The following is a 22285-nucleotide window of genomic DNA, read 5'->3' as shown; positions in this document are numbered from 1 at the left end:
GCTCGCGACGGGGACCGGTCCGGGACGAGAACCGTTCAGTCGTCGGCGCCGGCGCCCACGCCCGACGCCCGGGCCACCTCGCGCCACTTGCCGGACCGGAAGCGGCCGGTGTTGACCGCCGCCTTCACGTAGAAGTCCGCGACGATGGCGGCGAACACCGCCGTGTAGCCCATGCTCGCCCCGAACGGGATCGACACCCCGAGGACGGTGACGGCGAACCCGGCCGGCAGCGCCAGCGACGCGATGGGGAGACGGACGACGTAGGTCCCGAGTATCGTCCCGTACAGCGGCCAGCGGGTGTCGCCGGCGCCCCGGAGGCTGCCGCGCATCGTCCGCGATATCGAGAAGCCGGCGACGGCGAGGCCGAACACCCGGATGAACTGCACCGTCAGGTCGATCTCGTCGGTGCCGAAGGCGGCGGCGACCGGTCGGGCCGCGACGACCAGGACCGCGGCGATGACCAGCTGCGTGGCCAGCGCGATCCGGAGCGTCTGCCAGCCGTAGTCGGCGGCGCTCGCGTCGTCGCCCGACCCGACGTACTGGCCGACGAGCGTCGACGCCGCCGTCGAGTAGCCCCACGCGGGCATCAGCGCCAGGAGGATGACGCGGCGCCCGATGGCGTAGGCGGCGACCGCGCCGACGCCGAGCTGGCCGAGGATGAACAGGAACGGGAACCGGCCGAACGTCTGCAGCAGGCGCATCCCCGACAGCGGGACGCCGACGCGCAGGATCTCTCGGACGAGTCCGAGGTCGAACTGGCGTCCCGAGCGGTCGAGCGTCACGGCGTAGCGCCCGGAGACCAGCAGCGCGAGGAAGACCGCGGCGGCGAGGGTGTTGGCGGCGGCGGTGCCGATCGCGGCGCCGGCGATGCCGAGTTCCGGCGCCGGTCCGAGGCCGAAGATGAGCGCGGCGTTGAGGACGACGTTCGTCGGGAGCGTCGTCAGCCGGACGTACATCGGCGTCCGCGTGTCGGCGCTGCCCGCAAGCGCCCGCGAGGCGACCATCGACCAGAACCGCGGCGCCATCGACAGCATGACGATCGACAGGTAGGTCGCGCCGTAGTCGACGGCGGCGGCGTCGCTCGTCAACAGCCCGACCAGCGGCTCGGCGTACACCCACGCGACCGCCGTCAGCGGCAGCGATATTGCCAGCGCCAGCCACAGCGACTGCTTGAGCGCCAGGTCCGCCCGGCCGGACTCCCCGGCGCCCTGCAACCGGGAGACGACGCTGATCGTCCCCGAGGAGACCGCCAGCGAGAGGCCGAAGCCGATGAAGTAGTACTGGAAGCCGAGTTCGAGGCCGGCGATGGCGGCGTCGTCGAGCGCGATCCCGACCATCAGGAAGTCGGCGACCCGCAGGAGCACGCGCAGCGCCCCGGTGACCATCACCGGCAGCGCCAGGTCGAACGCCTCGCCCGCCTTCTCGCGGTCGGCGATCCCGAGTCTGTCCAGCAGCGCCGGAAAGGCGTCGAGGGCGTCCCGGACCCGTCGTCGGACGGCCATGTGGCCGTTCGGAGGGACCGGCCGCCCCTCTACCTTCGGGTATCGGAACGCCCCACCGTCCTCGTCACTCGGTGACGGTCCGGGTGTCGGTCGTCCGCTCGCCGCCCTCGTCGGTGACGACGAGGCGGACGGTGAACGTCTCGTCGCGGACGTGTTTCAGTCGGAAGTAGTTCGCCCCGCCGTGGGAGACGCCGGCGGCGTCGGTCGTCGCGCTGTCGACGACCTCCCCGTCGTCGTCGATGACCTCGACGGTCACCGATTCGAGGTCGCCGTCGTCGTCGGCGACCGACCACGACGCCAGGAAGGCGAGGTGGGGGTTCGGCGACCGGAACGGCCGGAGGTCGAACTCCTCGATGGCTGGCCCCGAGGCGACCGCCTCGGTCGTCAGCGTCCGCGTCTCCCCGGTGACCTCGTCGCCGTCGCTCGCCGACGCGACGGCCCGGAACTCGTAGGTCGTCTCGCTCGTGAGCCCGGCGACCGTCCGGTCGAACTCGCCGGGTGCGCTCCGGTTCCCGACGGTGGCGGTCCGCCAGCGTTCGTCGCCGCGAGCGCGGTACTCGATGGCGACGCTGGCGGTGTCGGCGCCGCCGAGGTCGGCCAGGTCCCCGTTCAGCGTGGCCGCGGAGCCGTTCACGTCGGTCGCGTCGACGGTCGCGACGGCCAGCGCCGCGTCGGCGCGGACCGCCAGCGCGTCGCCGGCGTCGCGGTCGCCGTCGGTCGCGCTCGCAGTGACGCGGACCTCGTAGTCGGTCCCGGGCGCCAGCCCGTCGACGGTCGCGGTGACCGTCCCGGGGGCCGGGAGTCTCTCGCGCGTCGCCGTCGTCCATTCGGTCGCGCCGGCGCGGCGGTACTCGACGACGGCGGTCGCCGCGTCGGCGCCGCCGAGGTCGGTGACGGCGCCCGTCACCGTCACCGCGGTGTCGTCGACCGCGCGGGCCGACTCGGTGGCGACCGCGAACGCGGCGTCGGTCGCGAGTGTCCCGACGCCACCGCCCGCGGTGTCGCCGTCGCTCGCGGTGAGGACGGCGCGGTACTCGTAGGTCGTGTTCGCCGAGAGGCCGTCGGCGGTGACGCGCAGGTCGGCGGACGCGGTGACGTTCCGCGACGCGACCGCGGTCCACCGGTCGCCCCCTGCGGGCCGAAGCTCGACGGTGACCGTCGCGCTCTCGGCGCCGCCCAGGTCGGTGACGGTCGCCGTCAGGTCGGCAGACTCGTCGGTCACCGCGGCCGCACCCGTTGTCGTCAGGACGGGCTCGGGGTCGGCGGCGGTCGTCGCGGTCACGACCGAGCCGGTGTCACGGTCGTACTCGCCGGCGGTCGCGCGGACGCGGAACTCGTAGGTCGTCTCCGGCGCGAGGCCGGTGACCGTCCCGTGGAAGTTCCCGTCCGCCGTGACGGCCGTCTCCGTCACGGTCGTCCACCCGTAGGTGCCGACCTCGCGGTACTCGACGTACCCCCGGGGCGCCTCCGCGTCGCCGAAGTCGGTGACCGTCCCGTTGACGGCCACCGCGGTCGCGTTGACGGCGTTCGCCCCGTCGGTCCGGACGGCGATCGGTTCGGCCGTCGTGAGCGCGACGGGCGAACTGGTCGCCTCGTCGCCGTCGTCGGCGGTGAGGACGACGCGGTACTCGTAGGTCGTGTTCGCGCCGAAGTCGAGGAACGTCGCGTTCACGTCCGTCGGCCCGGTGACGTTGCGGGTCTCGAACGTGTACCACTCGCTCGAATCGGGCCACAGGAGCTGGAAGGCGACCTGTCCGCGCTCGGCGCCGCCCAGAGCGTCGACCGCTGCGGTCAGGTTCGCGGAGTGAACCGTCACGTCTGTGGCGCCGGTCGCTCGCACCGCCGGCGCGGGATCGGACGGCGCCGCCGTCGTCGCGGTCACGACGGCACCGAAGTCCTGACCCTCGTCGGTGCCGACCGCGCGGATCCGGAACTCGTAGGTCGCGTTCGGCGCGAGGCCGGTCACCGTCCCCGCGACGCTCCCCTCGGAGGCGAGCGCCGCGCGCGTCTCGTTGGCCCGCGTCCACTCGGTCGCGCCGGCGCGGCGGTACTGGACGAACGCGTCGGCGCCCTCGGCACCGCCGAAGTCGGTGATCGTCCCGCGGACGGTCACCGCGGTGGCGTTGTCCGCCGCCGCGCCGTCGGTGACGACCGCGAACGCGGTGTCGGTCCGGAACCGCACCGCATCGCCGGTCGCGACGTCGCCGTCGGCGGCGACGAGGACGGCGCGGTACTCGTAGGTCGTGTTCGCCCGCAGCTCGTGGTAGTCGACGCGCACGTCCCGCGGCTCGGTGACGGTGCGGTTGGCGACCAGCCGCCAGTCGCTCGCGCCCGCCGGCCGCAGTTCGAGGAGCACGTCGGCGCTCTCCGCGCCACCGAGACCGGTGACTGACGCCGTCAGGCCGGCGAAGCGCTCGCTCACGGCGGCCGGCCCGGTCGTCGTCACGGTCGGTGCCGGGTCGGGCGCCGGCGCGGGGTCGGTCGCGACCGTCAGCGTCCGACCGTCGTCGAGGTCGTTGTCGACGGCGGTGCCGACCGCGCGCACCTCGTAGGTCGTGTTGGGTGCGAGGCCGGTCAGCGTCGCGCTGGTGCCGTTCGGCGCCGTGACGGTCGTCCAGCCGGTCGCCGTCCACTCGCTCGCGCCGCGCTGGCGGTACTCGAAGCCGATGTCGGCCGAGTCGGCCCCGCCGAGGTCGATCGCTGCACCCGACACTTTCAGCGCCGTCGCGTTGACGGCCGCGGCGCCGCTGGTCTCGACCGCGAACTCGGTGTCGGTGGTGAACCGAACCGGGCCGGCCGTCGCGTTGTCACCGTCGCTGGCGCTGACGTGGGCGACGTAGTCGTAGGTCGCGTTCGGTTCGAGCCCGTCGACGGTCAGCGTGACCGAGCCGTCGTCGGTGACCGTCCGATTCCGCGTCCGCGTCGGGTCGAGCCCGTCGCTCGGGATGGCGGCGACGACCACCTCGGCGCTGTCGGCGCCGCCGAGCCAGCCGACCGACGCGGTCAGCCGCGCGCTGTCCTCGGTGACGCTCGCGGGCGGTTGCGCCTTCACCGTCGGCGGGTTGTCCGGCACCGCGAACGTCGAGCGCGTGCCGTTGTCCCCCGCCGACCCCGAGACCGCGCGGGCGCGGTACTCGTAGGTCGCCCCCGATTCGAGGCCCGTGAGGACTGTCCGGAACGGTCCGGTCGTCTCGACGGTCTGTCGCGACGAGGCCCGCCACGTCGCCGTTCCCTGCCGACGGTACTCTATCAGGACCGTCGCGGTTTCGTTGGTTGGAACCCCCGTGAGGTTCCCCGCCGCGACGACCGACGACTCGTTGATCGGGTCCGCCCAGGTCGTCTCGACCGACAGCGCCCCCGCGCTCTCGGCCGCGTCGACCCCCGAGCCCTGCGTCGTCGACACCTGTGCTGCCCCGGCCTGGACCGTCAGGCCGAGGAGAACCAGTACCACCCCTATCGTCCGGAGCGCCGATCGCCCCCCGGTAGTGTTCCCTGTCATGACTTCCCAACTGACTGCGTCCGTCCGGTTTCACCCACTTCAGAAAACACTTACTGTTTGACACCAGTCGATCGCCCGCGTCGGCCCGTCGGGCTACGGTTCGCGGTCGAAGACGACTTCGCCGCCGACCAGCGTCGCCCGTACGTCGATATCGGCGATCTCCCCGGGCTCGACGGCCCACGGCGACCGGTCGAGGACGACCAGATCGGCGAGCTTGCCCGTCTCGACGGTGCCCAGCCGGTCCTCGTCGAACCCCGCGTAGGCGGCGCCGCTCGTGTAGGCCCGGAGCGCCTCGGTGACCGAGAGGCGCTGGCGGTCGTCCGGCGCGGTCACCGCCTGGCCGACGCCGAAGAGGGGGTCCAGCGGCATGCAGTCGCTCCCGAACGCCAGGGCCGCGCCCGCCTCGTGCAGGTCACCGAAGCGGTTCGAGGCCAGCCGGCGCTCGTCGCCGAGTCGGGCTGCGTAGAGCCCCTCGCTCCGCGCCCACTTCAGGAAGTTCGGTTGCATCGACGCGACGACGTCGCTCTCGGCGATGCGCTCGACCAGCTCGTCGGTCAGCACCTCGGCGTGTTCGATCCGGTGGCGGGCGCCGTCTGCGGCTTCGAGCGCGTCCAGCGTCTCCCGGATCGCCTCGTCGCCGATGGCGTGGACGGCGACCTGGAGGTCCGCCGCGTCGGCGCGGGCGACGAGTTCCCGGAGCGCCGCGGGGTCGACGACCCACTGACCGCGGGCGTCCCCGTCGTCGCCGTCGCCGCTCCCGTCCTCGGCGTCGGCGTACGGCTCGGAGAGCCTCGCGGTGCGGCCGCCGATGGAGCCGTCGGTGTAGGTCTTGATCGCGCCCGTCCGGACCCGGTCGCTCCCGTGGTTCGTCCGGAGGCCGAGCTCCGCGACGGCGTCGAGGTGGTCGCTCCAGTAGTTCAGCCGGACCCGGAGCCCGAGCGCGCCGACGCGGTCGAGTTCGCGGTACACCGCGGGGGCCTCCGAGCGGCGGACCATGTCGTGGACGCCGACGACGCCGAGTTCGCTCGCCCGCTCCGTGGCGGCGTGGACCGCCCGGCGCATCGCCGCTCGGTCGGGCTCGATAGCGTCCCACAGCGCGTCGAGCGCGTCCTCGACGACGACGCCGGTCGGTTCGCCCGCTCGGGTGCGTACGTCCGCGTCGGGCATCTCGCCCCGGAGGCGGTCGAGCGCGACGGCGTCGAGCGACGCGAGGTGCATGTCCTCGCGGACGGCGGCCACCGGCCGGTCCGTGTCCACCTCGTCGAGGTCGTCGGCAGTGAGGTACCGGTCGTCGTCCCACCCGCTCTCGTCGTAGCCGAAGCCGAGCACCCACTCCCGGTCCGGGCCGCCTTCGGCGTCGAGTTCGCCCGCGCGAGCCGCGAGCAGGTCGACCGCCTCGGCCGGCGAGTCGGCCGCCGAGAGGTCGGCGTTGACCAGCCGCCGCCCGACCATCGGCAGGTGGGTGTGGGCGTCGACGAACCCGGGGAGGACGACCCGCTCCTCGCAGTCCCGGACCGTCGTCTCGACGCCCGCGAGGTGTTCCACGTCGAAGGCGCTCCCGACCGCCGCGATCCGGCCGTCCCGGACCGCGAGGGCTTCGGCCGTCTCGTCCGGCTCGGTCAGCGTGTGTATCTCCGCGTTCGTGAGCACCAGATCCGCGGCCGCTGTCATGGTGTGGAGTGGGAGCGAGCGGGTGGTAAGCGTTCGGGCGACTGCCTCGGGCCGGCACGAAGCAGTCCTCGACGCCCTTCTCGCTCGACCGGCTGGACCGACCTGCTCGACCGCTTCGGCGGGTCCGACGAGCGCTCGTGAGGCGATAGCGCCGTCACTTCCGACCGTCTGCGGCCGGATCGAGAGAGGCGGTCCGTCGGTCGTAGTACCGCGCGAGTTGCCGGAAGAACAGGAGCGAGACCGCGAGCGACGCGGCCGTCCCCGCGACCGTCGGGAGCAACCGGCGCTTCGCCGCGGCGCGGAGCGTGAAGACGTTGAGCGGGGCGCCGAGCGCCACGAAGGCGGCGTTCGCCGACGACGAACGGAGCCCGTCGTCCATCCAAGCTCGTTCCCCGAGGACGACCCTGGTCGTCCACGCGTCCGCGTCCTCGGGCGGCGGGAACAGCAGGGGGTTGAGGGCGGCGAAGGCGACGACACAGGCGAGCAGGCGGCGGTCGCGCCGGTAGACGGCCGCGACCAGTACCGGATAGGTCACCAGCAGCGTCCAGACGCTCCGCGGGTTCGCGTGTCGCTCCCAGAAGTACCGGTCGGCGAGCGTGGCGTCGGGCATGGGTCGACCGTTCGGACCGCTCGCGCTTGAAACGTCCGCCGCGGCGACCGCGCACTCGCGACAGCAACTGTTACGGGCGTCGACCGCGAGGCTCCGGGCATGACCGACGACTCCGACGCCGACGTTGGCGATGCGGGCAGCGACGGGGACGGCGCCGACCCCGAGGCCCTCGCCGACCGCGTCACCGACGGCGACCTGCGGCTCTACGAACTCGACGACTACGCCGACGCCGAGACGGCCGCGACGGCCCGACGGCTCGTCGTCGAGCGCGACACGGGCGTGGACCTCTCGGCGACCGGCGACTACGCGTTCGCCGCCGAGTCGGCCGACTCGAACATCGAGAACATGGTCGGCGGCGCCCAGCTACCGGTCGGCGTCGCCGGCCCCGTCGCGGTCCGCGGCGAGGCCGCCGACGGCGAGTTCTACCTCCCCATCGCCACCACCGAGGGCGCGCTGGTCGCCAGCGTCAACCGCGGCTGTTCGGCCATCTCCGCCGCCGGCGGCGCGACCGCTCGGGTGACCAAACGCGGGATGACCCGCGCCCCCGTCTTCCGCGTCGACGGCGTGGCCGAGGGCGCCGAGGTCGCCGAGTGGGTCGAGGACAACGAGGACCGCCTCGCCGAGGCCGCCGAGTCGACGACGGGCCACGGCCGCCTCCAGTCGGTGACGCCCTACCTCGTCGGTGACTCCGTCTTCCTGCGGTTCTCCTACGACACGGGCGACGCCAACGGGATGAACATGGCGACCATCGCGACGCGGGCCGCCGCCGAGGTGGTCGAAGACGAGACCCCCGCGTCGCTCGTGGCGCTGTCGGGCAACCTCTGCACCGACAAGAAGCCCGCCGCCATCAACGCCGTCGAGGGCCGCGGACACACCGTCACGGCCGACGTGACCATCCCCCGCGAGGTCGTCGAGGAGCGGTTCGGCACGACGCCAGAAGCCATCGAGGAGGCCAACACCCGCAAGAACCTGATCGGCAGCGCCAAGGCCGGGAGCCTGGGGTTCAACGCCCAGGCGGCCAACGTCGTCGCCGGCGTCTTCATCGCCACCGGTCAGGACGAGGCCCACGTCGTCGAGGGGAGCAACTGCATCACAACCGTCGAGGCCCGCGATGACGAGCTCTACGCCAGCGTCAACCTCGCCAGCCTGCAGGTCGGCACCGTCGGCGGCGGCACGGATCTCGCGACCCAGTCGGAGATGCTCGACGTGATCGGGTTCGCCGGCGGCGGCGACCCGGTCGGCTCGAACGCCGACGCCCTCGCGGAGGTCATCGCCGCCGGCGCGCTCGCGGGCGAACTCTCGCTGGTCTCGGCGCTGGCCTCCCGACACCTCTCCAGCGCCCACGAGGAACTCGGCCGGTGACCCCGCGACGACCGCGACTGTGAACCGTCACCTGATAGCCGAAGATCTTTTCAGTCGGGATAATCGGGTCGCGTTTCACTTCCGCTCCGGTGACGGCTGGCGTTTACGTATCGCCCCCCGGTAGTTCGAGTGCGTCCGACCGGGAGCCCCGGCGGACGCGCCCACACCCATGCCTTCGAACAGCACCGCGGACCGCGGCGTCCGCACGACAGCGAGCGACGACGCCCCGATCGAGGGGGACGGCGACGACTCCGACGGCGGTGCCGATCCGTCGGTTCGCCGGGCGACCCGGGTCATGCGTCTCCTGAAGCTCGCGGCGACGACGCTGGCCGCCCTCGCCGGCGCCGCGAAGGCGCTCGGTCTGGTCTGAGTCGCGGGCCCGCGCGACACGGCGACCGCTCCGACCGTCGCTGCGACCGTAGCCGTGGTCGTGCCGGAGAAACGCCTATGGCGGTCGCTTCCCTCCCATCCGACCATGGACGAACGGGCTCCGATCTACGCGGCCGCCGCTGGGGTCATCGCGCCGGTGGCGACCGTCCGCCTCGTCGGCGGCGCGGTCGACGCCGGCGTCCTCCACCCGATCGTGGGCCTCGTCGTCGTCTTTCTCGTGCCCGTCCTCGGGATCGTCTGGGTCGTCTCGGCGGCCTGGAAGCTCGGACTGACCGGCTGGGACCCCCTCGACCGGTTCCGCTCGCGGGCCACCGTCCGCGAGGACATCCCCGCGCAGTTCCACGACGCCATCGACCACGAGACGCTGGACGCCGAGAAAGAGGAGGGAAAGATCCCGACGAACCTGTTCGTCTACGGGCTCGTCTACCTCGTCGGCGTCCCGGTGTTCGCCGTCGTGTTCATCCTCTAGAGTAGCCGATAGGTCCCGCGGTTCTCCGTCGCCTCGCCCGCCCGAACGAGCTTCTCGAGCGTCTTCCGCGTGTACTCGGCGTCGACGCCGCGCTCGGCGGCGCGCTCGACGACCGCGTCCTCGGTCGCCTCGTCGACCTCCCGCACTGCCGCGCGGACGCGCTCTTTGCGACTCGTCGACCCGCTCGACTCCATCGCCCGCTCGCCCGCCTCGGCGACCGCGTCGGCGTCGAGTCCCGACCCCTCTAGGTACTCGGTGTCGGAGGGCCCCACGTCGTCGAGCTGGCGCTCCATCTCGGCGAAGGAGTCGAGCTCGGCGAAGGCGTCGCCGTGGCCCTGCCGGTTGGCGAGCATCGACGCGCGCACCTCGCGGGCGTGGTCCTCCTCCTCGGTGGAGACGAACTTCTTGCGCTTGGCGTACTGGCGGGTCGTCCCGCAGCGGGGGCACTGGCTCGTCTCCGGTCGGCCCTCGACGACCCAGAGCATCGAACAGTCGCTACAGCCCACGACGGCGTACATCACTGGTGGGTATCGCCCCCCTCGATAATGAACCCTCTGACGGCGCGTCGACCGCCCGAATATCAGCCGTGGATCTCCGAACGAGGATATTTTCCCGGATGTCGACGTAGTCCATCCAATGGGTCGTGTCTCGAACGAGATCGGCGGCGGGGGGCTCGCGGTCGTCGGTGCGGCCCTCACCGTCTATCACCTCGAAAAGCTCGCGGATTCGAGCGCGGTCGTCGAGGTCGTCCACCATCTCGTACCGCCCACTCTCTCGCTCGGACTGGTGGTCCTCGGTGTCCAACTGGCGCGGGGCCAGCTCGTCGACGACCGGAACTCGGACCGGATGCTCGGCTGGACCGTCGCCGGGGCGCTCGCGCTCGCCGCGTTCGACCTCTGGGGGATGACCGGCGCCGCCCTCGGTGGATTCCCGCTCAGAAACCCCGTCGCACCGCTGCTCGCGATCACGACCTTCGGCGCTCTCGGCGGCGCGCTCGTCGGCCTCTACGACGCCGGGCGGATGGAACAGAAGCGGTCGCTCGAACTGCTCAACCGGATCAACGACACGCTCCGTATCGCCACCCGGGAGCTCGTCCACGAGACCGACCGCGAGGAGCTGGAACAGACCGTCTGCGACCGGTTGAGCGACTCCGACCCCTACGACGCCGTGTGGCTCGGTCGCTACGACCCGGACCGGGGCCGCGTCCGACCGGTCGCGTGGTCGGGGTTCGACGACGAGTACGTCGAGTCGCTCGTCGTAACCGTCGACGACAGCCCGACCGGCAACGGTCCCGGCGGTCGCGCCATCGAGACGCGCGAGATCCAGTGCGTCGCCGACGTGTTCGACGACCCCACGATGGAGCCGTGGTGGGACCAGATGGAGCGACACGGGATCACGTCGCTCGCGGTCGTCCCCATCTACCACGACGACACGGTCTACGGGTTCTTCAGCATCTACACCGACCGCGACGACGTGTTCGGTGAGCGCGAGCGGGCGGTGCTCTCCGAGCTCGGGGAGACGATCGGCCACGCCGTCGCCTCGATCGAGGCCCGCGAGCGGCTCGCCGAGCGCGAGCGCGAACTCGCCCACCAGAACGAGCGCCTCGACGAGTTCGCCGGCGTCGTCTCTCACGACCTGCGCAACCCGCTCAACGTCGCCTCGGGGCGCGTCGACCTTGCCCGCGGGGAACGCGACAGCGAACACCTCGCCGTCGCGGCCGACGCCCTCGACCGGATGGCGGCGCTCATCTCCGACGTGCTGACACTCGCGCGACAGGGCGAGACGGTCGACGACTTCGAGGGCGCGTCGCTCCGAGCCCTCGTCGAGGAGGCGTGGGAGACCGTCGACGCCTCGGACGCCACGCTCCGCATCGACGGCGATCTCGGGCGCGTCGCGTGCGACCCCGGCCGGCTGCGCCAGTTGCTGGAAAACCTCTTCCGCAACGGCGTCGAACACGCCGGGTCGGACGCGACCGTCACCGTCGGACCGACGGCCGACGGGTTCTTCGTCGCCGACGACGGCCCCGGGATCCCCCCGGACAGACGGGAGGAAGTCTTCGACGCCGGCTTCTCGACGAACGAGGAGGGGACGGGGTTCGGCCTCAACATCGTCGAGCGGATCGCGCGCGCTCACGGCTGGGACGTGTCCGTCGGGGAGAGCGCCGACGGGGGCGCCCGCTTCGAGTTCACCGGGGTCCGGCCGCCCCCCTCAGCCGTCGAAGACGCCTGAATCGCCGTCCGCCCTATCGACCGCCGCGACCGTCTCCCGGATCGCCTCGACGTACTCCGCACGCGAGTACCCGAGCCGACCGATCCACACCTCCTGATAGGACGGATGCACGAGCGGGACGAGCGTCGTCCCCAACCGCTCGCAGCCCACCGGCTCCAGCACCGAATCGAGGAATCCCTCCAGCTCTCGTCCCTCGACCGCCAGCACGGACTTCGTGGCGTGTTTTCCGGTCGCGAGTACCGCCGTCGGGCCGACCGCCTCGATCTCCTCGACGAGGTAGGACCGGCAGTTCGCCCGCTCCTCGGTGGTGGGTTCGCGGTTGTCACCGGGGTCAGCGGGGTCGGCGGGGAAGCACTTCACCGCGTTCGTGTAGTAGGCGTCGCCAGCGTAGCCCGCGTCGGCGACGACCTCGCGGATCTTTCGCCCGGAGCGTCGCGAGGTGTAGGCCAGCCCCGTCAGGTTGCCGCCGCGCCAGCGGTCGGCGTCGGGGTCGCCCGCGGCGGGCGCCTCGCCGACGACCACCAGCGAGGCGTCGGCGGGGCCGTTCCCCCAGGCGATGCGCTCGCGGCACTCCGCGAGCGCGGGACAGCGCCGGCAGTCCTCGGCCAGCGCGTTCCGGGATTCGGGGTCGGGGAAGTCGGGCATCGAAAGGGAGCGTCACTCGGCGCCGGTGACGCCGCGCCAGGCGCGGGCGGGCAGCGCGAGGACCGTCGCGAGGCCGGGGTAGCCGTCGGCCCGCCAGACGACGGCGGCGACGGCGACGAGCAGGAACTCGAAGTACAGCTCCGGCGAGAGGTCGACCAGCGCGAAGTGGGCCATGAAGCTCTGATTGACCTCGTACTCCAGCGGCGGGACGGCCGGCCACAGCATGAACCCGGCGTCGCGGAACTCCAGGGCGACCAGCGAGTACAGGGCGTCGCCGAACGTGTGGGCGAGCGCGCCGATCCCGAACGCGACCGCCAGCGGCTCCTCGCCCTCGTCGCGGACCCGGGCGACCGAGTACAGCAGGGCCGCGAGCGGCACCAGCACGAGCAGCGAGTGGGCCAGCGACCGCCCCGTCGGCAGGACCGACAGCGTCCACGCGAGCGGTTTGTCCACCAGGTCGGGGAACTGCGAGGCGAAGACGACGACCAGCGCGGTCGCCGCGGTCGGGCGATGGCCCCGTCCGAGCCGCGAGTAGCAACTGTAGACGAGATACGCCATCGCGAGGTGTCCCCAGGGCCACATCACCCGATTGGACGGCCGTCCGGTCCTTACGTGTGTCGGCTCCCCCGGTCGCGCCGACGGAGCGCAACGCCGAGTCGCACGGCTGGGCCCCTCGCCCGCCCCACTCGGTCGGTTCTGAAAGGCATATGCGCCTCGCGGCCCTCGGAGCGGGTATGGGCTACGCGTGTCCCGTCTGCGGCGACCCCCAGACCGACGCCGAGCACCTCGCCAACCACCTCGCGTTCACGGCCATGCTCCGCGGGGCCGACCACGAGGCGTGGCTCGACGACCGCGTCGACGGCTGGGCGGAGATGGACCCGCCGGAACTCGCCGAGCGCGTCGTCGACCACGCCGACGAGGCGGAGTTCCCGCAGGTCTTCGAGGACACCACCGGCGGTCACGACCAGGGCAGCGGTCACGACCACGGACACCAGCACGGCGACGGCAACCACACCGGCGGCCGACCCTCTGGCGCTCCCGACGCCGTCGAGAACGCGGCACCGGGCGGCGTCGCCGACCTCGACGACTTCGAGGGCGAAACCGACGACGTGCTCGCCGAAGCCAAAGAGCTGACGCGCCGGCGTCGGGAGAACGCCGGCGACGACGGCGCTGCCGACGGTGACACCGACGACGGCGACGGCGCGGACACGGCCGAGGCCGCCGGCGACGAAACCGGGGACTCCTAAGGCGCGGCGGCCGAACCGGCGGGCATGGACACAGAGGGGACGATCGCGCCGACGACCGCCGCCGCGGCCCGCGAGCGCTACGAGGCGCTCGGGTCGACGGCCCAGGTCGTCGTCAAGGAGACCGCGAAGGCCATGGAGATGGACGCCGAGGAGTACCGCGACCGCGTGACGGGCGAGGTCGTCGAGACCGCCCGCGACGCGCTGTTCGCCTCCCTGCTGGAGGTCCGCGTCGGCTCGCGCGAGGCGTTCGACGAGTGGGTCGCCGACAACGACGGCTACGAGGTCCGCGAGGTCGGCAGCGAGAACGTCGACAGCGTCGTCTGGCACGCCGCGCCGGCCGCCGACACCGTCGTCGCCGCGACCTTCCACGAGGAACGGGAGGCCGCCGTCGGCACCCTCCGCCGGCAGGCGTTCGGCCGGATCTACCGCGAGATGGTGACCGACGGCGGCGCGAGCGCGGACGAGGCCGACGAGGCCGACGAGACGGACGGGGACGCCGCCGAGTCCGGGACCGAGTGAGCGGCCGGGAATCGACCGACCGACGGCTCGTCCGCGTATCCGTGTCGTTTTCACGCGCTCGGCCGTAGCGAGGGGTATGCGTCGGGTCACTCGCAACGCCGTTCTGTTGATCCTCGGAGTGATGGTCGCACTGCTCGCGCTCGGTGCCCTCCCGTCGCTGCTCGCGAGCGGCGACCCCTACTACGTCACGGCCGAGCCCGTCGCCGGGAACGGGTCCGCCGACGGATCCGGCGCGGCGGCGATCAACGCCAGCGCCGCAGTCAACGGGTCGGCGCTCTCGGAGCGACAGTACCCGTACACCACGCAGGCGCTCCGTAACGGAACCTCCGACCCCTACCGGGAGGGGCCGTGGGGGTTCAAGGAGGCGTTCACCCACTCGCCGTTCGACGAGCGGTCGGCGCTGACCGCGCGCAACGCGACCGCCGTCTCCGAGTCGGGCGTACTCGTCTCGTACAACGGCACGCTTTACCGGGTCGCGGTCGGACAGCGACCATGAGCGACCCCGACCACGACTGGCGAGTCACCGACCGCGCGGTCGAGTACGAGACCGGCTGGTACACCGGCGGCTACGACCGCGTCGAGCAACCGGACGGCACCGAGAAAGAGTACTACTGGGCCGAACTCCCCGACGCGGTGGTCGTCGTCGCGCGGTCCGGCGACGACCTCGTCCTCGTCGACCAGTACCGGCCGGTCATCGGCGAGCAGTGTCTCGAACTCCCCGCCGGTATCGTCGAGGACGGCGAGTCGTTCACGACCGCCGGCGCCCGCGAGTTGCGAGAGGAGACCGGCTTCGACCCCGCCGGCGTCTCCCTGATCGAGGACTTCTGGTGTTCGACCGGCGTCCTCCGTCACCGCCGGGGCATCGTCTTCGCCGAGGGGCTCGAACCCGTCGAGCGCGACCTGGACGGCAACGAGTTCCTCTCGGTGACGACGGTCCCGATCGACGACGCGCTGGACGTGGCGCGGCGCCAGCCCGCCAACGACGCCACCATCGAAGGAGTGTTGCTCGCGAAGGAGGACGGGCTGCTGTGACCGGGGACGAGGAGGGCGCCGATCCGGCGGACGACTCCGCGACGCACCCCTGGGAGCGCGAGGACCCCGCGTGGCCCGTCCACGGCCGGGAGGTCACCTGGGAGACGGACTTCTTCGAGGCGGGCCACGACGTGGTCGAGCGACCGACCGGCGAGCGCGCCGAGTACTACTGGCTCGAACCGGGCGACGCGGCGGTCGTCGTGGCGTTCACCGACGACGGGGAGGTCGTCCTCGTCGAACAGTACCGCCCGCGCCTGCGCCGCTACTCGCTGGGGCTCCCCGGCGGCGGCGTCGAGGACGGAGAGGACCCCGCGGTCGCCGCGGCGCGCGAACTCCGGGAGGAGACCGGCTTCGTCGCCGGCGACCTCCGGAAGCTCGACGCCTACGTCCCGACGCCGTGGACGCGCTACACCCGTCACGTCTTCGTCGCTCGCGATCTCGACCGCGGCGAGCGCGACCTCGACGACGCCGAGTTCGTCGAGTGGGAGACGTTCCCGGCCGACGAGGCGATCGACCGCCTGCGCGACCGCGAGGGGCCAGCGAACGGCATCTCGCTGACGCCGCTACTGCTCGCCCGCGAGGAGGGGCTGCTGTAGCCCGGGACCGCCGCACACTCGGCGGACTCCGACGAACATATGCCGTCTGCCTCCCGATCGCGACCAACGATGGACGGCGAGATCTCCGGCGAGGAACTGCAGGAGCTACTGGACGACGGGTCGACCGAGGACGCGACCGACGACCTCCGGATCGTCGATATCCGCAACCCCGGCTCGTTCGAGCGCGGGCACATCCCCGGCAGCGAGAACATCCCGGCGAACCGGCTGACCGACCGCGTCGAGGAACTCGACGGCGCCGAGCGCGTCGTGACGGTCTGTCCGAAGGGCAAATCCAGCGTCCAGGCGGCCCGCCTCGTCGGCTCCTACGAGGGCGTCGACGGCCCGGTCGAGAGCCTCCACGGCGGGCTGAACGACTGGGAGGGTCCGCTGGAGTCCGCCGACGCGACCGACGACGGCGACGGATCTGCGGCGCCGTTCTGAGGTCGCTGTCGCTTTTCTCCGGGTACTATCGTCGATCCGCCACAGCGCCGCCGCTCGCGGGCGTGAGACGGTGGCTCGGTGAAAGTCCTCGTCACAAGGGGCTCAGTGGGGGTAACTGCTCGTCATCGCCACCGTCAGCCGGTTCGCCACCATCCCTGAAAAGTCCACGTATTCGACCTGTATCCAATACACGACAGCGTATACGCACACGTTCGGTCGACAAGCACCCGACTTATGTGGGCTCGGTGGCGTAGAGGGACCAATGACCGTGCGCCACGACGGGATCACCGTCGAGTGGCTGGGCTACGCCACGTTGCGGTTCGCCGGCGAGGACACCGTCGTCTACACCGATCCCGGCCGGTACGGCGTGCTCACCGGCGAATGGGAGCCGGACACCGAGGGGGTCGGCCACCCGCCGGCGCAGGACTACCGCCCCGAAGACGCCGACGTGGTCTGTCTCACCCACGTTCACCACTACGACCCCGACGGCGTCGAGCGGGTGGCCGGTCCCGACACGACGATCGTCGCGTTCGAGGCCATCGAGGACGGCGTCGAAGACCGCGAACTCCCGCCGCTCGCCTCGCTGCCCTACGACGTGGTGACGGTCGGCGACACGGAGTCGCTGACCGTCGACGACGTGCCGATCTGGACGGTCCCGGCGTACAACGAGGAGAACGGCCCCCACACCAGGCCGGACGGGACGCCGTTCCACCCCGAGGGCTTCGGCTGCGGGTTCGTCGTCGACGTGGAAGGCAAGCGCGTCCTCTACCCCGGCGACACGGACGCGCTCGGTCCCCACCAGAACGTCGAGGTGTCGGTGTTCTGCCCGCCGATCGGCCCGCGGTTCACGATGGACCGCCGCGAGGCCGCCGCGCTCGCCGCCGCGATGGAACCGGAGCTCGTCGTCCCGGTCCACTACAACACCTTCTCCACCCTCGAAACCGACTCCCGCGAGTTCGCCGCCGACGTGGCCGAATCCGGCGTCCCCGTCGCGCTCGACGAACGCTGAGCGGCGACTCGATCAGTCGCCGTCCCCGGCCCCGGACTCGCCCTCGTCGCCCGCTCCCGGGACGAACGCGAACTCGGTCGCCTCGCCCACGCGGTCGCCGCCCTCGACGGCTTCGACGGCGAGCGTCACGTCCGCGGTGGCGCCGCAACCCCGGCTGACGAACTCCTCCCACTCGTCGCCGGCGGCGACCGGTCCCGCCTCCGTCCGTCGGAGGTAGGCGCCGTAGCGCGAGGTGTTCAGTTCCTCGGTGATCTGGTCGGTCACCGGCGCGTACCGGACGACGACCCGCTCGGCGGTCCCGTCGGCTGTGGCGTCGGCTGTCACTGGTCGATCGGACGCGACTCGGGGTGAAAACCGTTGTGCGCTGTGGCGCGACCGCCGGCAGGGCGGTCCCGCTCGGCTACGGCCTCACCGGTCCCACTCGGCCAGCGCGCGGTGGTCCTCGGCCACGGCGCGGACCCCGTCCGGGTCCAGCGCGCCGCGCTCGGTGACGACCGCGTCGATCAGGTCGGGAGGTGTCACGTCGAAGGTCGGATTCGCGACCGCGACGGCGGCGTCGCCGTCGTACACCTCTCTGGCGTCGCGCTCCTCGCGGTCGACGACGGGTGCGCCCGCTTCGTCGTCGCCGGCGGCCGCCGCGATCTTGTCGCTCGCGGCGACGACGTAGCAGTCGATCCCCTCGGTCGCGGCCGCTGCTGCGGCCGCTCGCGTGCCGACCTTGTTGAGGACCCGACCGTCCGGCAACACCGTGTCGGCGCCGACGACGACCGCCCCGACCCCCGTCGCGACCAGCCGGTCGGCCAGCGCGGCGTCGGTCGTCAGCGTCACCGCCGCGTCGGTCGCCTCGGCGAAGCGCTCGGCCGTCCCGACGCCTTCCCGACCGGGCCGGGACTCGGCGACCAGCACCTCGTCGGGGTCGGCCCGCTCGACCGCCGCCGCGACCGTCCCCGACCGCGAGAGCGTGGCGATCCGGTCGGGGAGTCGATCGGCCGCGACCCGCGCCGCATCGGCGTCTGCAGCCGTCGCTCGTTCGATACCTTCGAGGGCAGCGGCTTCGAGCACTGCCGGTGTGGCCGCCTCGGCCGCGGCGTCCATCGCTCGGTCGACGCGATTGGCGACGACGGCCATCGACGGGCGGGCGTCGAGCAGGTCGCGGGCGAGGGTCGCGAGCGCCGACCACTGGTCGCCGTCGTCGGGGCGTTCGGCCGCCAGCGCGGCCTCGTCGCGGAGGACCTCCAGCGCGCGCAGCGAGATCCAGGCCGACCCGTGTTCGGCGTCGGCGGCGACGGTCCCGACGGTCGGCCGCACCCGGTCGTAGGACCGCCAGAGGTCGGGCACCGTCTCCCGCCGGAGGATCGCCGTGGGCGGGACCCACTCGAACCCGCTGGTCTCCTCGTTCGGCTCGACGGCCCGGGTGTCGCAGTCGAAGAGATAGGGGTGGACGACCCACCGCGTCTCGAGGTCGCCGTCGACGACTTCGAAGGGGTCGCCCCGCCGGACCAGGGTGGTTTCGGCGTCGGGGTCGATCCCGGTCTCCTCTCGGATCTCCTCGCGCGCGGCGGCGTCGGGGTCGCCCTCGGCGTGGCCCGCCACGGCGCCCCACCGGCCGCTGTACGAGCCGACCGCGTCGCTCCGACGGAGGAGGAGCACGTCCCCGTCGTCGCGGAGGAAGACCGTCACGACGCGGGTCTCCGCGAGTCCGTCGGCCCCTCCCTCGACGGACGCTTCGTCGTCCTCGGTCATCGGTCGGACGTTGGGCCGCGGGTCGTATCAGCGGCGGGGTCGCCGCGAGCGCGGAAGACGGGAGCCGGGAGCCGCGACCGACGGCGCCACGAGGGGAACCGACTTGGGCGTCCCGGCCGAACTCGCCCCCATGGAACTCGCCGTCATCAGCGACACGCACATCCCCTCGCGGGCCAGCCGCATCCCCGAGGCGTTCCGCGAGCGGATCCGCTCGGCCGACCACGTCGTCCACGCCGGCGACTTCGACTCGGAGGGGACGCTCGCCGACGTGCGGGACCTGGCACCGGAGCTGACAGCCGTCGCCGGCAACACCGACCCCCGGGTCGGCCTGCCCGAGCGGGTGACCGTCGAGTTCGGCGGCGTCACCTTCGTCGTCCTCCACGGCACCGGCTCCAAGCGCGGCTGGGCGGACCGCGTCGCGGCCGCCGTCCGCGAGGAGGCCGACGAGCCACGCGTCGGCGTCGCCGGCCACACGCACAAGGTCTTCGACGAGGAGATCGGCGGCGCTCGCGTGTTGAATCCGGGGAGCGCGACGGGCGCCGCGCCGGCGGACCGGGCGACGATGCTGACCGTCGAGGCGGCCGACGGCGAGATCGACGTGACCGTCCACGAGGCCTGAGCGGGGTGCCGTCCGGAGCGGAGGGTGGCGTCAGAGCGCGCTCGTCGCGGCGTCGAACAGCGCGTCGCGGATCTCCCGATCAGCGCCGAACACGGTGAGCGGTCCCTCCGCACGCGCGACCGCACCGGCCTCCAGGGCGAGCAGCGATCCGGCGACCTGCTCGCGCTCGGCGGGGTAGTAACAGACGAACCCCTCCAGTTTCCCGCGGGCGAGCAACCCCCAGTAGACCACCGGCGCCCACGTCTGGATCGCCCGTTTGGGGACCTCCCCGACGGCGTCGGCGATGGCGTCCCACTCGCGGCGCTCGGCGCCGCCGGAGACCACCTCGGGGCCGATTATCATCGCGACGGTCGCCTTCTCGACCGGGAGCGTCGGCCCGTCGGTCACCGCGACGGGATCGCCGTCGTACCGGACGCCGTTGCCGCGCTCGGCGACGTAGGTGTCGTCGAGGACCGGCACGTGGACGGCGGTGGCGACCGGCTCGTTCTCGGGGCCGCCCGGACCGGCCCGCTCGCAGGCCGTCGCGGCGACGCCGAACGTGGGGATGCCGGCGGCGAAGTTGTTCGTGCCGTCGAGGGCGTCGACCACCCAGCGGTACTCGCCGTCGCCGTCGTAGTCGCCGGATTCCTCGGCGGAGACTCGGTGGTCGGGGTGTTCGTCGGCGATGGCGTCGAGGACGCGCCGCTCGGCCTCGCGGTCGGCCTCGGCTGTCACGTCCTCGGCGGTGTAGTCGGCGGGCGTGGTGCCGTTCTCGAAGGCCTCGCGGAGGTAGTCGCCGCCGGCCTCGACCGCGCGGACGGCGGTGTCGGCCAGCGTCGCGGCGTCGGCTGCGGGGTCGTCGGGCATAGGCTGGCCTGTGCAGCGGCGGCCTACCAGGGTTTCGGATCGGCGTCCGTCACCGACCCGGGCGAGGCCTGCTCGTAGCGGGGCGCTTTTGCCGGGCCACCACCCAGAGCGGGTATGGAACTGTTCGCGGTCGACGGGCTGCCCGAGGTGCGCCCCGGCGACGACGTGGGCGAACTCGTCGCCGAGCGCGTCGACCTCCGGGAGGGCGACGTGGTCTGTGTCTCCCACTCCATCGTCTCGAAGGCCGAGGACCGCGGCGCCGACCTGGCCGAGTTCGACCCCGGCTCACGGGCCCGAGACATCGCCGAGCGCATCGGCGAACTCGCCGGCGAGGAGAAAGACCCCCGCTTCGCCCAGGCGGTCCTCGAAGAGAGCGCGGAACTGCTGACCGAGGAGCCGCTCATGCTCGCCGTGACCCGGTTCGGCCACATCTCCGTCAACGCCGGTATCGACCGCTCGAACGTCCCCGGATCGGATCTGCTCCTCCTCCCCGAGGACCCCTCCGCGAGCGCCGAGCGGATCAGCGAGACGCTGGACGCGCCGGTGGTCGTCACCGACACCTCGGGACGGCCCTTCCGCCAGGGCCAGCGCGGCGTCGCGATCGGCTGGGCGGGCGTGCCCGCGGCCCGCGACTGGCGCGGCGAGTCCGACCGCGACGGCCGCGAGCTCGGCGTCACCGTCGAGGCCGTCGTCGACGAACTCGCCGCCGCCGCGAACCTGCTGACCGGCGAGGGCGACGACGGCCTCCCCGTCGTCGTCGTTCGAGGCTTCGAGTTCGGCGACCACGAGCCCCACGACGGTCTCTTCCGGTCGCCCGAGGGCGACTACGTCCGCGACGCCTTGCGGGAGTGGGAGTACGACAAACAGCGACTGCGGGAGAACTCCGAATGAGAGCGATAGAACTCACGCCGGAGCGTCCGGTCTCGACGATGGCACAGCTCGGCGCGACCGCGGAGTCGGTCGGTTTCGATACCGCGTTCGTCAGCCACCACTACAACAACCGCGACCAGTTCGCGGCCCTGACCGCCATCGCCGGCGAGACCGGCGACATCGGCGTGGGCCCTGGCGTCGCCAACCCCTACGAGACCCATCCCGTCACGCTGGCCTCGCGGATGGCCACCCTCGACGAGTACAGCGGCGGCCGCGGCGTCTTCGGTGTCGGTCCCGGCGACGCCTCGACGCTCGCCAACCTCGGCATCGACCCCGACAGCCCGCTGCGGCGGGTGCTGGAGACGTTCAAGGTCGCCCAGCGCCTGTGGGACGGCGAGCGCGTCGACCACGACGGCACCTTCACCGCCGACGACGCCGGCCTCAACTACGACGCCGGGCCGATCCCGGTCTACGTCGGCGCGCAGGGCCCGCACATGACCCGCATGGCCGCCAAACACGCCGACGGCGTCCTCTACAACGGCGCCCACCCCCGCGACTACGCCTGGGCGGGCGACCGGGTCGCCGAGGGGCTGGACGAGCGGCCCGACGAGCGCGGCGACTTCGACTTCGCCGCCTACGCCTCGGTCAGCGTCGCCGAGGACGGCGACGCCGCCCGCGAGGAAGCCCGTTTCCCGGTCGCGTTCGTCGCCGGCGGCGCGCCCCCGCCCGTACTGGAACGGCACGACATCGACCGCGAGGCCGCCAGCGAGGTGGGCGACGCGGTGTCGGCCGGGGAGTTCCGCGAAGCGGCCGGGAGAGTCACGGAAGCGATGCTCGACGCCTTCTGCATCGCCGGCTCGCCGGCGGAAGTTCAGGCCGACATCGACGCCGTGCTGGAGTACGCCGATAGCTTCGTCGCCGCGTCGCCGCTCGGCCCCGACGCCGAGCGGGCTATCGAGCTGCTCGGCGAGATGGATTGACGGGGG

The 22285-nt window shown here is 72.6% G+C and carries 24 protein-coding genes; 14 read left to right on the top strand and 10 right to left on the bottom strand.

Annotated elements, in window-relative coordinates; translation table 11 throughout:
* Positions 1-35: 35 nt before the first annotated feature.
* From HZS54_RS01710 to HZS54_RS01695, 4 genes are all read right to left on the bottom strand, one after another.
* Positions 36-1502 carry an MATE family efflux transporter gene (locus HZS54_RS01710; protein ID WP_179920251.1) on the bottom strand — a complete coding sequence of 489 codons (1467 nt, stop codon included), beginning with the start codon at positions 1500-1502 and terminating at the stop codon, positions 36-38.
* Positions 1503-1566: 64 nt separating this feature from the next.
* Positions 1567-4953 (bottom strand): RHS repeat domain-containing protein, encoded by a 3387-nt coding sequence (locus HZS54_RS01705; RefSeq protein WP_179920250.1) that lies wholly within the window; start codon positions 4951-4953, stop codon positions 1567-1569.
* A 141-nt stretch (positions 4954-5094) separates the two neighbouring features.
* A complete protein-coding gene (locus tag HZS54_RS01700; RefSeq protein ID WP_179920249.1) occupies positions 5095-6672 on the bottom strand; it encodes an amidohydrolase in 1578 nt (525 codons plus the stop codon).
* Between the two features lie 154 nt (positions 6673-6826).
* The gene (locus tag HZS54_RS01695) at positions 6827-7282 is read right to left on the bottom strand and encodes a DUF6653 family protein (RefSeq protein WP_179920248.1); all 456 of its coding nucleotides are present in this window, start codon (positions 7280-7282) and stop codon (positions 6827-6829) included.
* 99 nt (positions 7283-7381) lie between these two features.
* On the opposite strand from HZS54_RS01695, the gene hmgA reads away from it, so the two are divergent.
* The 3 genes from hmgA to HZS54_RS01680 all read left to right on the top strand — a co-directional run bounded on the left by hmgA (position 7382) and on the right by HZS54_RS01680 (position 9503).
* Positions 7382-8644, top strand: a complete 1263-nt coding sequence (gene hmgA / locus HZS54_RS01690; protein ID WP_179920247.1) for a hydroxymethylglutaryl-CoA reductase (NADPH) — start codon at positions 7382-7384, stop codon at positions 8642-8644.
* 169 nt (positions 8645-8813) lie between these two features.
* Entirely contained in the window at positions 8814-9014 is a 201-nt protein-coding gene (locus HZS54_RS01685; RefSeq protein WP_179920246.1) for a hypothetical protein, read from the top strand.
* 105 nt (positions 9015-9119) lie between these two features.
* Entirely contained in the window at positions 9120-9503 is a 384-nt protein-coding gene (locus HZS54_RS01680; protein ID WP_179920245.1) for a hypothetical protein, read from the top strand.
* Here the strand turns inward: HZS54_RS01680 and HZS54_RS01675 are convergent.
* Complete coding sequence (locus HZS54_RS01675) at positions 9500-10021, bottom strand: DUF5817 domain-containing protein (protein ID WP_179920244.1); 522 nt, start codon at positions 10019-10021, stop codon at positions 9500-9502. The two genes, HZS54_RS01680 and HZS54_RS01675, sit on opposite strands and share 4 nt — an antisense overlap.
* Positions 10022-10139: 118 nt before the next feature.
* Between HZS54_RS01675 and HZS54_RS01670 the strand changes: the two genes are divergently transcribed.
* Entirely contained in the window at positions 10140-11732 is a 1593-nt protein-coding gene (locus HZS54_RS01670) for a receiver/sensor box histidine kinase (protein WP_179920243.1), read from the top strand.
* Here the strand turns inward: HZS54_RS01670 and HZS54_RS01665 are convergent.
* Positions 11712-12377 carry a uracil-DNA glycosylase gene (locus HZS54_RS01665; protein ID WP_179920242.1) on the bottom strand — a complete coding sequence of 222 codons (666 nt, stop codon included), beginning with the start codon at positions 12375-12377 and terminating at the stop codon, positions 11712-11714. The genes HZS54_RS01670 and HZS54_RS01665 overlap by 21 nt on opposite strands.
* Positions 12378-12389: 12 nt before the next feature.
* Positions 12390-12959, bottom strand: a complete 570-nt coding sequence (locus tag HZS54_RS01660; RefSeq protein WP_179920241.1) for a metal-dependent hydrolase — start codon at positions 12957-12959, stop codon at positions 12390-12392.
* A gap of 152 nt (positions 12960-13111) precedes the next feature.
* On the opposite strand from HZS54_RS01660, the gene HZS54_RS01655 reads away from it, so the two are divergent.
* From HZS54_RS01655 to HZS54_RS01625, 7 genes are all read left to right on the top strand, one after another.
* Positions 13112-13624 carry a DUF5810 domain-containing protein gene (locus HZS54_RS01655; protein WP_179920240.1) on the top strand — a complete coding sequence of 171 codons (513 nt, stop codon included), beginning with the start codon at positions 13112-13114 and terminating at the stop codon, positions 13622-13624.
* Positions 13625-13648: 24 nt separating this feature from the next.
* On the top strand, positions 13649-14143 hold the full coding sequence (locus HZS54_RS01650) for a DUF5809 family protein (protein WP_179920239.1): 495 nt from the start codon (positions 13649-13651) through the stop codon (positions 14141-14143).
* Positions 14144-14219: 76 nt separating this feature from the next.
* Entirely contained in the window at positions 14220-14639 is a 420-nt protein-coding gene (locus HZS54_RS01645) for a hypothetical protein (RefSeq protein ID WP_179920238.1), read from the top strand.
* On the top strand, positions 14636-15175 hold the full coding sequence (locus HZS54_RS01640) for an NUDIX hydrolase (protein ID WP_179920237.1): 540 nt from the start codon (positions 14636-14638) through the stop codon (positions 15173-15175). The genes HZS54_RS01645 and HZS54_RS01640 overlap by 4 nt, the downstream gene beginning before the upstream one ends.
* Positions 15172-15771, top strand: a complete 600-nt coding sequence (locus tag HZS54_RS01635) for an NUDIX hydrolase (RefSeq protein ID WP_179920236.1) — start codon at positions 15172-15174, stop codon at positions 15769-15771. The genes HZS54_RS01640 and HZS54_RS01635 overlap by 4 nt, the downstream gene beginning before the upstream one ends.
* A 69-nt stretch (positions 15772-15840) precedes the next feature.
* On the top strand, positions 15841-16212 hold the full coding sequence (locus HZS54_RS01630) for a rhodanese-like domain-containing protein (protein ID WP_179920235.1): 372 nt from the start codon (positions 15841-15843) through the stop codon (positions 16210-16212).
* A gap of 262 nt (positions 16213-16474) precedes the next feature.
* A complete protein-coding gene (locus HZS54_RS01625; RefSeq protein WP_179920234.1) occupies positions 16475-17221 on the top strand; it encodes an MBL fold metallo-hydrolase in 747 nt (248 codons plus the stop codon).
* A gap of 12 nt (positions 17222-17233) precedes the next feature.
* Here the strand turns inward: HZS54_RS01625 and HZS54_RS01620 are convergent, their stop codons facing one another.
* Both HZS54_RS01620 and HZS54_RS01615 read right to left on the bottom strand, forming a co-directional pair.
* A complete protein-coding gene (locus HZS54_RS01620; protein WP_179920233.1) occupies positions 17234-17545 on the bottom strand; it encodes a DUF7968 family protein in 312 nt (103 codons plus the stop codon).
* An 84-nt stretch (positions 17546-17629) separates the two neighbouring features.
* Complete coding sequence (locus HZS54_RS01615; protein WP_179920232.1) at positions 17630-18964, bottom strand: eIF2B alpha/beta/delta subunit family protein; 1335 nt, start codon at positions 18962-18964, stop codon at positions 17630-17632.
* 130 nt (positions 18965-19094) lie between these two features.
* Between HZS54_RS01615 and HZS54_RS01610 the strand changes: the two genes are divergently transcribed.
* Positions 19095-19583 carry a metallophosphoesterase family protein gene (locus HZS54_RS01610; protein ID WP_179920231.1) on the top strand — a complete coding sequence of 163 codons (489 nt, stop codon included), beginning with the start codon at positions 19095-19097 and terminating at the stop codon, positions 19581-19583.
* A gap of 30 nt (positions 19584-19613) precedes the next feature.
* Here HZS54_RS01610 and HZS54_RS01605 read toward each other — a convergent pair whose 3' ends face one another.
* Positions 19614-20429, bottom strand: a complete 816-nt coding sequence (locus tag HZS54_RS01605; protein ID WP_179920230.1) for an inositol monophosphatase family protein — start codon at positions 20427-20429, stop codon at positions 19614-19616.
* A gap of 114 nt (positions 20430-20543) precedes the next feature.
* Here HZS54_RS01605 and HZS54_RS01600 point away from each other — a divergent pair, with 114 nt between their 5' ends.
* Entirely contained in the window at positions 20544-21320 is a 777-nt protein-coding gene (locus HZS54_RS01600; RefSeq protein ID WP_179920229.1) for a coenzyme F420-0:L-glutamate ligase, read from the top strand.
* Complete coding sequence (locus HZS54_RS01595; RefSeq protein ID WP_179920228.1) at positions 21317-22279, top strand: 5,10-methylenetetrahydromethanopterin reductase; 963 nt, start codon at positions 21317-21319, stop codon at positions 22277-22279. The genes HZS54_RS01600 and HZS54_RS01595 overlap by 4 nt, the downstream gene beginning before the upstream one ends.
* The last annotated feature ends 6 nt before the right edge of the window (positions 22280-22285 follow it).

The sequence above is a fragment of the Halosimplex pelagicum genome (assembly GCF_013415905.1).
Taxonomy (GTDB): Archaea; Halobacteriota; Halobacteria; order Halobacteriales; family Haloarculaceae; genus Halosimplex; species Halosimplex pelagicum.
Note: the sequence above shows the minus strand (reverse complement) of the source record. Positions and strands in the feature narration are given on the sequence as shown.

What these genes read in the sequence shown, in the direction of transcription:
- HZS54_RS01665 (WP_179920242.1), bottom strand. Translation starts at nt 12,377, where the DNA reads ATGCCCGACTTCCCCGACCCCGAATCCCGGAACGCGCTGGCCGAGGAC.
- HZS54_RS01650 (WP_179920239.1), top strand. Translation starts at nt 13,649, where the DNA reads ATGGACACAGAGGGGACGATCGCGCCGACGACCGCCGCCGCGGCCCGC.
- HZS54_RS01645 (WP_179920238.1), top strand. Translation starts at nt 14,220, where the DNA reads ATGCGTCGGGTCACTCGCAACGCCGTTCTGTTGATCCTCGGAGTGATG.
- HZS54_RS01615 (WP_179920232.1), bottom strand. Translation starts at nt 18,964, where the DNA reads ATGACCGAGGACGACGAAGCGTCCGTCGAGGGAGGGGCCGACGGACTC.
- HZS54_RS01630 (WP_179920235.1), top strand. Translation starts at nt 15,841, where the DNA reads ATGGACGGCGAGATCTCCGGCGAGGAACTGCAGGAGCTACTGGACGAC.
- HZS54_RS01695 (WP_179920248.1), bottom strand. Translation starts at nt 7,282, where the DNA reads ATGCCCGACGCCACGCTCGCCGACCGGTACTTCTGGGAGCGACACGCG.
- HZS54_RS01685 (WP_179920246.1), top strand. Translation starts at nt 8,814, where the DNA reads ATGCCTTCGAACAGCACCGCGGACCGCGGCGTCCGCACGACAGCGAGC.
- HZS54_RS01625 (WP_179920234.1), top strand. Translation starts at nt 16,475, where the DNA reads ATGACCGTGCGCCACGACGGGATCACCGTCGAGTGGCTGGGCTACGCC.
- HZS54_RS01610 (WP_179920231.1), top strand. Translation starts at nt 19,095, where the DNA reads ATGGAACTCGCCGTCATCAGCGACACGCACATCCCCTCGCGGGCCAGC.
- HZS54_RS01700 (WP_179920249.1), bottom strand. Translation starts at nt 6,672, where the DNA reads ATGACAGCGGCCGCGGATCTGGTGCTCACGAACGCGGAGATACACACG.
- HZS54_RS01710 (WP_179920251.1), bottom strand. Translation starts at nt 1,502, where the DNA reads ATGGCCGTCCGACGACGGGTCCGGGACGCCCTCGACGCCTTTCCGGCG.
- HZS54_RS01670 (WP_179920243.1), top strand. Translation starts at nt 10,140, where the DNA reads ATGGGTCGTGTCTCGAACGAGATCGGCGGCGGGGGGCTCGCGGTCGTC.
- HZS54_RS01680 (WP_179920245.1), top strand. Translation starts at nt 9,120, where the DNA reads ATGGACGAACGGGCTCCGATCTACGCGGCCGCCGCTGGGGTCATCGCG.
- HZS54_RS01605 (WP_179920230.1), bottom strand. Translation starts at nt 20,429, where the DNA reads ATGCCCGACGACCCCGCAGCCGACGCCGCGACGCTGGCCGACACCGCC.
- HZS54_RS01675 (WP_179920244.1), bottom strand. Translation starts at nt 10,021, where the DNA reads ATGTACGCCGTCGTGGGCTGTAGCGACTGTTCGATGCTCTGGGTCGTC.
- HZS54_RS01595 (WP_179920228.1), top strand. Translation starts at nt 21,317, where the DNA reads ATGAGAGCGATAGAACTCACGCCGGAGCGTCCGGTCTCGACGATGGCA.
- HZS54_RS01660 (WP_179920241.1), bottom strand. Translation starts at nt 12,959, where the DNA reads ATGTGGCCCTGGGGACACCTCGCGATGGCGTATCTCGTCTACAGTTGC.
- HZS54_RS01640 (WP_179920237.1), top strand. Translation starts at nt 14,636, where the DNA reads ATGAGCGACCCCGACCACGACTGGCGAGTCACCGACCGCGCGGTCGAG.
- HZS54_RS01600 (WP_179920229.1), top strand. Translation starts at nt 20,544, where the DNA reads ATGGAACTGTTCGCGGTCGACGGGCTGCCCGAGGTGCGCCCCGGCGAC.
- hmgA (WP_179920247.1), top strand. Translation starts at nt 7,382, where the DNA reads ATGACCGACGACTCCGACGCCGACGTTGGCGATGCGGGCAGCGACGGG.
- HZS54_RS01655 (WP_179920240.1), top strand. Translation starts at nt 13,112, where the DNA reads ATGGGCTACGCGTGTCCCGTCTGCGGCGACCCCCAGACCGACGCCGAG.